Genomic DNA, 7201 nt, shown 5'->3' with positions numbered 1-7201 from the left:
CGGTGAATTACCGGCCGCGGGACCTTTTTTCTTGCCCGCCGTGCGGACGGATCGGGCGCCTATTTGCCTTTCGGGCGCCTTTTCGGGCCCCTAGACGAAGAACATCTCGACCTGCAGGAAACGCTCGGCCTCGGCCACGGCCGCCTGAAAGGCCTCATCCTCCGTGGGGGACTGCCTCGGCTCCCGGGGGTGCCACTCGTGGGCGGAGGAGTGCACGCGGGTGAAGCCGCCGCGCGGGGGTGCGTAGAAGATGCCAAAGCGCTGCACGGGCCACTCGGGGGAAGTTTCGGGGGCTACCAGGAGCGCTGCATCGAAGGCGGGGTTGTACCACTGAGCGATGGGACGCCGCCGGTCCTCGGTGAATAGCCCGGCCGCATACAGCGCGGCCGACTGAGGGCTGGTCTGGGAGCACAGCCGCTCCCACCACAGAGGCAGAATCCCGTCGTCGCTTCGCTGCCACGTGGCCGGTAGGGGATGAGGGCTCTGCCAGTCAGGCACACAACAACTTTATCGCCCGCCGTGGGCCGCGAACAGGGCCGCGTGGTCGCACCCCTCCCGCCCCTCGGGACATGCGCCACGCTCGGGTTGGCGGGGGACATGCGCCGCGCTCGGGCCGGCGCATGGGCATGTTGCCAGTATGTCCATTCGTGGCGGCGGGGACTGGGCATGTCCTGGAGGGGGTCTGCCCTCTTCTCGGGCCGGCCGGGGACATGCGCCGCGCTCGGGCCGGCGTGTGGGCATGTTGCCAGTATGTCCATTCGTGGCGGCGGGGACTGGGCATGTCCCTTACTTGCCCAGCCCGGTTCCGGTGAGCGGAAGGCGGCCCTTGCCCGCGCCGACTTTAGGGCCGATGTTGGATGCATGACGAAGATGAGGGCCGCCGCCAATCACCACGGGCGGGACGTCGCCGCGAGTATTGAGGCGGACCCGGATGGGGTCATGGCGCTATCTCCTCAGCTTGCCGCGATCTGGGACCGCGCGGCCCCCTATCTGCGGGTGCGGGACAACGATGCCCACACGCTCTACGCCCTGGGACTGGCCCAAGCCCTGTTGGATGCGCACCCCGAGGCGGATCCTGCCGTCGTTCTTCCGGCCATCATGCTGCATGACGTGGGCTGGTCGCAGGTTCCGCCGGACGAGGTGCTGCAGGCCATTGCCCCGGGCGGCGGGAGACCCGACCTGGTGCTGCTGCACGAAAAAGAGGGGGCCAAGCTGGCGGCCCAAATCCTCGCGGACGGCCGCTACGATCCCGGGAAGGTCCAGGCCATTCTGGACATCATTGACGGGCACGACAGCCGGCGCGAAGCCCTCTCCATCGAAGACGCGATCGTCAAGGATGCCGACAAGACCTGGCGGCTCAGCCCGCACGGCATCGACACGGTGATGGACTGGTTCGGGCTCGACCGCGGGCAGGCCCTGCGGCTGTGCAGCCAGCGCGTCCACGGGCATCTGTTCACCGCCGAGGCACGCGCCATGGCGAGGGCACTGTCCGCCCTGGAATCGGTAACCCTGTGGCCGCAGCGGCAACGCCTGCTCGAGGAGCCAACAGGTGCGGCCGCACCGGTCTAGACTCGATTCCGGACGCCGCTGGGCGCCAAGGAATGCAGGAGGTCAGCATGGCCGGCGGCAGCCGCGAACCCGGACGCACCGTGACGTCCAAGGTCCTGGCCATCCTGGAGGCATTTGAGAAGTCCCGCGGCGCGTTGAGCCTGACGGACATTGCCGAGAAATCCGGGCTCCCGTTGAGCACCGCGCACCGGCTGGTGAACGAGCTGACGGACTGGGGCTTCCTCTCGCGGGAACCCAACGGGCGGTACCAGCTCGGCATCCGGCTGTGGGAGCTCGCCCAGAACACCGGACGGCAGCTGCGCGACGCGGCCCGTCCCTTTGTTCAGGACCTGTTCTCATTGACCGGCGAGACCGCGCACCTGGCCGTCCGCGTCGGCCATGAAGTGCTCTACATCGACAGGGTCTACGGTTCCAAACGGGTGCCCAGGGCCTCCCGCGTGGGAGGCCGGCTTCCGATGCATGCCACCGCCGTCGGGAAGGTCATCCTGGCGTTCGAGGAGGGCTGGGTCCGGGACGCTTACCTGCAGCGGGAGCTGGAACGGCCCACAGCCCACACCCACGTTGACCCGCGGCGGTTTGCCGCGGAACTGGACCAAATCCGCGAGCAGGGCTATGCCACCACGCTGGAGGAAGTGCGCCTGGGCTCGTGTTCGATCGCCGTCCCGGTCTTCCACACGGGCAGGATCGGGGCCGCGATCGGCCTGGTGCTGCCCACCTCCCAGGCGTCCACCATGACCAGGCACCTTCCGGTCCTGAAGGGAATTTCGGCGCAGATCGAACGCGCCACGGCACGGATCCCGCTGGAAACGCTTATCGGCGTCCACCGGGGAACCCTTCCGACGGGGTAGGCCGACGCCGCTCTTCCGGAGACCGATATTGGTTTCCGCTGAGCGGAAGTAACGACTGGGCTTGGCTGGTGATGTGGACCACACTGGAGACCACGAACCCCCGGCGCCTGACGGCAGCCGGCGGAGCCAATTTTCCTAGGAGTTCCCATGTCATCGTCGACTGAAACGGCCGGCCGCTGTCCCCTCGGCCACGGCGCCGAAGCCCCCGCCGGGCACCACGGCTATGAGCCGTTCCAGATGAAGGACCCCTTCGGCGCGTACGCCGAGCTCCGGGCCGAGCAGCCGGTCATGTTTGACGAGCGGACGGGCCTCTACGTTGTCTCGCGCTATGAGGACATCAAGGCAGTGTTCGAAGACTGGGAGACCTTCTCGAGCGAAAACGCCCAGGCGCCGGTCCGCGAACGCGGCGCCGCGGCCAAGAAAATCATGGACGACGGCGGGTTCACCGCCTACTCGGGTCTTTCCGCGCGCATCCCTCCGGAGCACACCCGCATCCGCGCGATCGTCCAGAAAGCCTTCACCCCCCGCCGCTACAAGGCGCTTGAGCCGTTCATCCGGCAGAACGTCGTCGGGCTGCTCGAGAAGATGCTGGCACGCCCGGAACACCGCGGCGACATGGTCAAGGACCTCGCCTATGACGTCCCCACCATCACCATCCTCACGCTCATCGGAGCCGACGTCGCAAAGGTCGATACCTTCAAACGCTGGAGCGACTCCCGCGCGGCCATGACCTGGGGCGACCTCAGCGACGAGGAGCAGATTCCGCACGCCCGCAACCTCGTGGAGTACTGGCAGGAGTGCTTGCGCCTGGTGAAGGAGGCCCACGGCAACGGCGGCGACAACCTCACCGCGGACCTGGTGAAGGCGCAGCAGGAAGGCGCCGAGATCTCGGACCACGAGATCGCCTCCGTTCTCTACAGCCTGCTCTTCGCCGGCCACGAGACCACCACCACGCTGATCTCCAACGCGCTGCGCGAGCTCCTCGCCCGGCCCGAGCAGTGGAAGCAGCTCGTGCAGGACCCCAAGAAGATCCCCGCGGCCATCGACGAGGTTCTGCGCTACGCCGGCTCGATCGTGGGCTGGCGGCGCAAGGCGCTGAAGGACACGGAAGTGGGTGGTGTCGCGATCGAAAAGGGGGCCCAATTGCTGCTCCTGATGGGCTCCGCCAACCGCGACGAGGACAAGTTCGACGCCGGCGAAAACTTCGATATCACCCGCCCCAACGCCCGCGAGCACCTCTCCTTCGGGTTCGGCATCCACTACTGCCTGGGCAACATGCTCGCAAAACTCCAGGCAAAAATCGCGCTCGAGGAAGTCGCCCGGCTCGCCCCGGAGCTACAGCTGGAGAACCCGGAGGGCATCACCTTCCGGGAAAACCTGTCCTTCCGCGTCCCCGAGACMGTTCCCGTCAGCTGGAAGGCCTGAAAATCATGCACAGCAACGAATACATCCAGTTCTTCGACGGCGGTGTCACGCCAAAGCTCGAAAACCTCGGCGGAAAGGGGGCTTCGCTGGTCACCATGACCTCCGCCGGCATGCCCGTTCCGCCCGGCTTCGTGGTGACCACCGCCCAGTTCGACACCTTCATGGAGGAAGCCGGGATCACCAAGCACATCCATCAGCTCTTGGCCGATCTGGATTCCGAGGACATGGCGCAGGTGGACAAGGTCTCCGCCGCCATCCGCGAAGACATTTGCTCCCGGCCCGTTCCGCAGGCAATGCGTGAACTTACGATCAGCGCCTACGACTCCCTCATGAACCGCTTCGACGCGCCGGTCCCCGTGGCCGTGCGGTCCAGCGCCACCGCCGAGGACCTGCCGGACGCCTCTTTCGCCGGCCAGCAGGACACCTACCTCTGGCTCGACGGCGTCAAGGCCGTCACCGACCACATCCGGCAATGCTGGGCCTCGCTCTTCACCTCCCGGRCCATCGTCTACCGGCTCAAGAACAACATCCCCAACGAGGGCCTCTCGATGGCCGTCGTGGTGCAGAAGATGGTCAATGCGCGCGTCTCCGGCGTCGCGATCACCATGGACCCCACCAACGGCGACCGCTCCAAGATCACCATCGACTCCTCCTACGGGGTGGGGGAGATGGTGGTTTCGGGCCAGGTCACCCCGGACAACATCATGCTGGACAAGGTGACCCTGGCCGTGGTCAACGAGCACCTCGGCGACAAGCACGCCGAACTCGTCCCGGACGCCGCCRCCGGCCGCCTCGTCGAACGCGAGGTCGACGCCGAACGCCGCGGCCGCCGCAGCCTGTCCGACGCCGAACTCACCGCCGTCGCGCAGATGGCCAAGCGGGCCGAAAAGCACTACAAATGCCCGCAGGACATCGAATGGGCCCTCGACGCGGACCTGCCTGACGGCGAGAACCTGCTCCTGCTGCAGTCCCGCCCGGAAACGGTGCACTCCTCCAAGGCAGCGTCGCAAACGCCGCAGCCGGCCGCCGCCGGCGGCTACTTCAGCGGACTGAGCCACCCGACCCCGCCGGTGACCCCGCCTGTCGGCACGGCGCCGTCGTCAGCGCCGCCGGCGAGCGGGAGCTTCAGCCTCGGCGGCATCACCGCGTCACTGCTGAAGCCCTCCTTCTGAATAAGTTTTGCCCCGCTAGTCCGCTCCGACACCCAGGCTCAACGCCGAGCCCGTATTGAAAGGACCGCCATGTCCCTGAAGTCCTTCCCCAAGCCCTCCGAGCTTCCGGTTCCCGCCGGCGCCGAGGGCTGGGAAAAGATCTACCCGTACTATCTGGTCTTCCAGGACAAGCTCAAGGAGCAGGAGGACGCCAAATTCTGGTTCTGCGACAGCCAGCACTGGCCTACCGTGTTCAAGCCCTTCGAGACGATCGGCGGCGAGTTCGCGGTCAAGTGCCTGGGCCAATACAACGCCCGGCACCTGATGATCCCCAACGCCAACGGCATCGAGTTCCGGGTCCACCTGGGCTACCTGTACATGTCGCCCATCCCGGTCCCCGAGGACCAGATCGGCGCCCGCGTCCCCCTCTTCGAACAGCGGGTGGGGCACTACTTCCAGAACTGGGACCAGTTGCTCAAAGACTGGCACGTGAAGGTCAAGGGCACCATCGATGAGATGGAAACCATTTCCTTTCCGAAGCTCCCGGACATGGTTCCGATGGAGGACATCCTGTCCGGCAAGGGCAAGGACGGCTCTGAGAAGCTCCTGGAGAGCTACGACCGGCTGATCCAGCTGGCCTACCAGAACTGGCAGTACCACTTCGAGTTCCTGAACCTGGGCTACATCGCCTACCTGGACTTCTTCAACTTCTGCAAGCAGGTCTTTCCCAACATCCCGGACCAGTCCATCGCCACGATGGTCCAGGGCGTGGATATGGAGCTCTTCCGCCCGGACGACGAACTCAAACAGCTCGCCAAGCTCGCCGTCGAATTGAAGCTGCAGCGGTACTTTGGTAACACCGACGACGTCGAGGCCACCTTGGGTGCCATGGCGGCCGCCCCGGGCGGGGACCGCTGGATGGCCCAGTATGAGGGCGCCAAGGACCCGTGGTTCAACTTCACCGTGGGCAACGGCTTCTACGGCCATGACAAGTACTGGAACGAGCACCAGGAAATCCCGCTGGGCTACATCGCGGACTACGTCCGGCGCGTGGACGAAGGCCAGGAAATCATGCGCCCGGTCGAGGCCCTGATCGCCGAGCGCGACCGCATCATCGAGGAATACCGGGACCTGCTGGAAGGCGAAAACCAGGCGCTCTTCGACGCCAAGCGGGGCCTCGCCGCCACCGCCTACCCGTACGTGGAAAACCACAACTTCTACATCGAGCACTGGACCATGGGCGTTTTCTGGCGCAAGATCCGTGAACTGTCCCGCATGATGCAGGCCGAGGGCTTCTGGACCGAACCGGATGACCTGCTTTACCTGGGCCGCAACGAGGTCCGCGACGCACTCTTCGACCTCGTCACCGGCTGGGGCGTCGGCGCCAAGCCGATCGGCCCGGACTACTGGCCGGAGGAGATTGAGCGCCGCCGCGGGATCGTGGACGCGCTCAAGACTGCCCGGCCCGCGCCGGCGCTGAACACCCCGCCGGAAATCATCACCGAACCCTTCACCCGGATGCTCTGGGGCATCACCACCGAGCAGGTCCAGCAGTGGCTGGGCGCCGGCGAGGAGGTTGAGGGCGGCGGCCTGCGCGGCATGGCGGCATCGCCCGGCGTCGTTGAAGGCCTGGCCCGCGTCGTTACGGACGCGGACCAGCTCTCCGAGGTCCAGCAGGGCGAGATCCTCGTCGCCACCGTCACCGCTCCCTCCTGGGGCCCGATCTTCGGCAAGATCAAAGCCACCGTCACGGACATCGGCGGCATGATGAGCCACGCGGCCATCGTCTGCCGCGAATACGGCCTGCCGGCCGTGACCGGAACCGGTTCGGGGTCCACCACGATCAAAACCGGCCAGCGGCTGCGGGTCGACGGCACCAAGGGCACTGTCCAGATCCTCGACGATGAGCCCGAACTGCAGGTCGCGGGGCCGGGGGCCCACAGTCACACTGAGCACAGCCACAGCCATGTCTGATCCCACTACGCCTGATCCACAGAGTGACGGTGCGGGCCCTGACGGCCGCACCGTCCTGATCACCGGTGCCGCCGGCGGGCTGGGCCGGGCGTTCGCGCTCGGCTTCGCCCGCCGCGGCTACCGCGTGGCTGTGGCGGATGTGAATCTCGAGGGCGCGGAGGAAACCGCCAAACTGGTCGCGGATGCCGGGGCCGAGGCGGCAGCGTTCCACGCCGACGTCACCAGCGTCGACTC

7 protein-coding genes are annotated in these 7201 nt (G+C 66.6%); 6 read left to right on the top strand and 1 reads right to left on the bottom strand.

What is annotated here, in order from left to right; translation table 11 throughout:
• Positions 1-90: 90 nt before the first annotated feature.
• Positions 91-498 carry a hypothetical protein gene (locus AB4Y86_RS08220; protein WP_441401766.1) on the bottom strand — a complete coding sequence of 136 codons (408 nt, stop codon included), beginning with the start codon at positions 496-498 and terminating at the stop codon, positions 91-93.
• 363 nt (positions 499-861) lie between these two features.
• Between AB4Y86_RS08220 and AB4Y86_RS08215 the strand changes: the two genes are divergently transcribed.
• The 6 genes from AB4Y86_RS08215 to AB4Y86_RS08190 all read left to right on the top strand — a co-directional run.
• Positions 862-1569 carry an HD domain-containing protein gene (locus AB4Y86_RS08215; RefSeq protein WP_441401765.1) on the top strand — a complete coding sequence of 236 codons (708 nt, stop codon included), beginning with the start codon at positions 862-864 and terminating at the stop codon, positions 1567-1569.
• Positions 1570-1616: 47 nt separating this feature from the next.
• Positions 1617-2417 (top strand): IclR family transcriptional regulator, encoded by an 801-nt coding sequence (locus tag AB4Y86_RS08210; RefSeq protein ID WP_441401764.1) that lies wholly within the window; start codon positions 1617-1619, stop codon positions 2415-2417.
• A 147-nt stretch (positions 2418-2564) separates the two neighbouring features.
• Complete coding sequence (locus AB4Y86_RS08205) at positions 2565-3842, top strand: cytochrome P450 (RefSeq protein WP_441401763.1); 1278 nt, start codon at positions 2565-2567, stop codon at positions 3840-3842.
• 5 nt (positions 3843-3847) lie between these two features.
• On the top strand, positions 3848-5014 hold the full coding sequence (locus tag AB4Y86_RS08200) for a PEP/pyruvate-binding domain-containing protein (RefSeq protein WP_441401760.1): 1167 nt from the start codon (positions 3848-3850) through the stop codon (positions 5012-5014).
• 69 nt (positions 5015-5083) lie between these two features.
• On the top strand, positions 5084-6967 hold the full coding sequence (locus AB4Y86_RS08195) for a PEP-utilizing enzyme (RefSeq protein WP_441401758.1): 1884 nt from the start codon (positions 5084-5086) through the stop codon (positions 6965-6967).
• A partial coding sequence (locus AB4Y86_RS08190; RefSeq protein ID WP_441401756.1) for an SDR family NAD(P)-dependent oxidoreductase occupies positions 6960-7201 on the top strand: 242 nt, incomplete at its 3' end. The genes AB4Y86_RS08195 and AB4Y86_RS08190, both read left to right, overlap by 8 nt.

Source organism: Arthrobacter sp. 2YAF22_2, from assembly GCF_052114645.1.
Lineage (GTDB): Bacteria > Actinomycetota > Actinomycetes > Actinomycetales > Micrococcaceae > Arthrobacter.
Note: the sequence above shows the minus strand (reverse complement) of the source record. Positions and strands in the feature narration are given on the sequence as shown.

Bases quoted from the DNA above. Each gene is read 5' to 3' on its own strand.
- AB4Y86_RS08210 (WP_441401764.1), top strand. From the start codon at position 1,617: ATGGCCGGCGGCAGCCGCGAACCCGGACGCACCGTGACGTCCAAGGTC.
- AB4Y86_RS08195 (WP_441401758.1), top strand. From the start codon at position 5,084: ATGTCCCTGAAGTCCTTCCCCAAGCCCTCCGAGCTTCCGGTTCCCGCC.
- AB4Y86_RS08215 (WP_441401765.1), top strand. From the start codon at position 862: ATGACGAAGATGAGGGCCGCCGCCAATCACCACGGGCGGGACGTCGCC.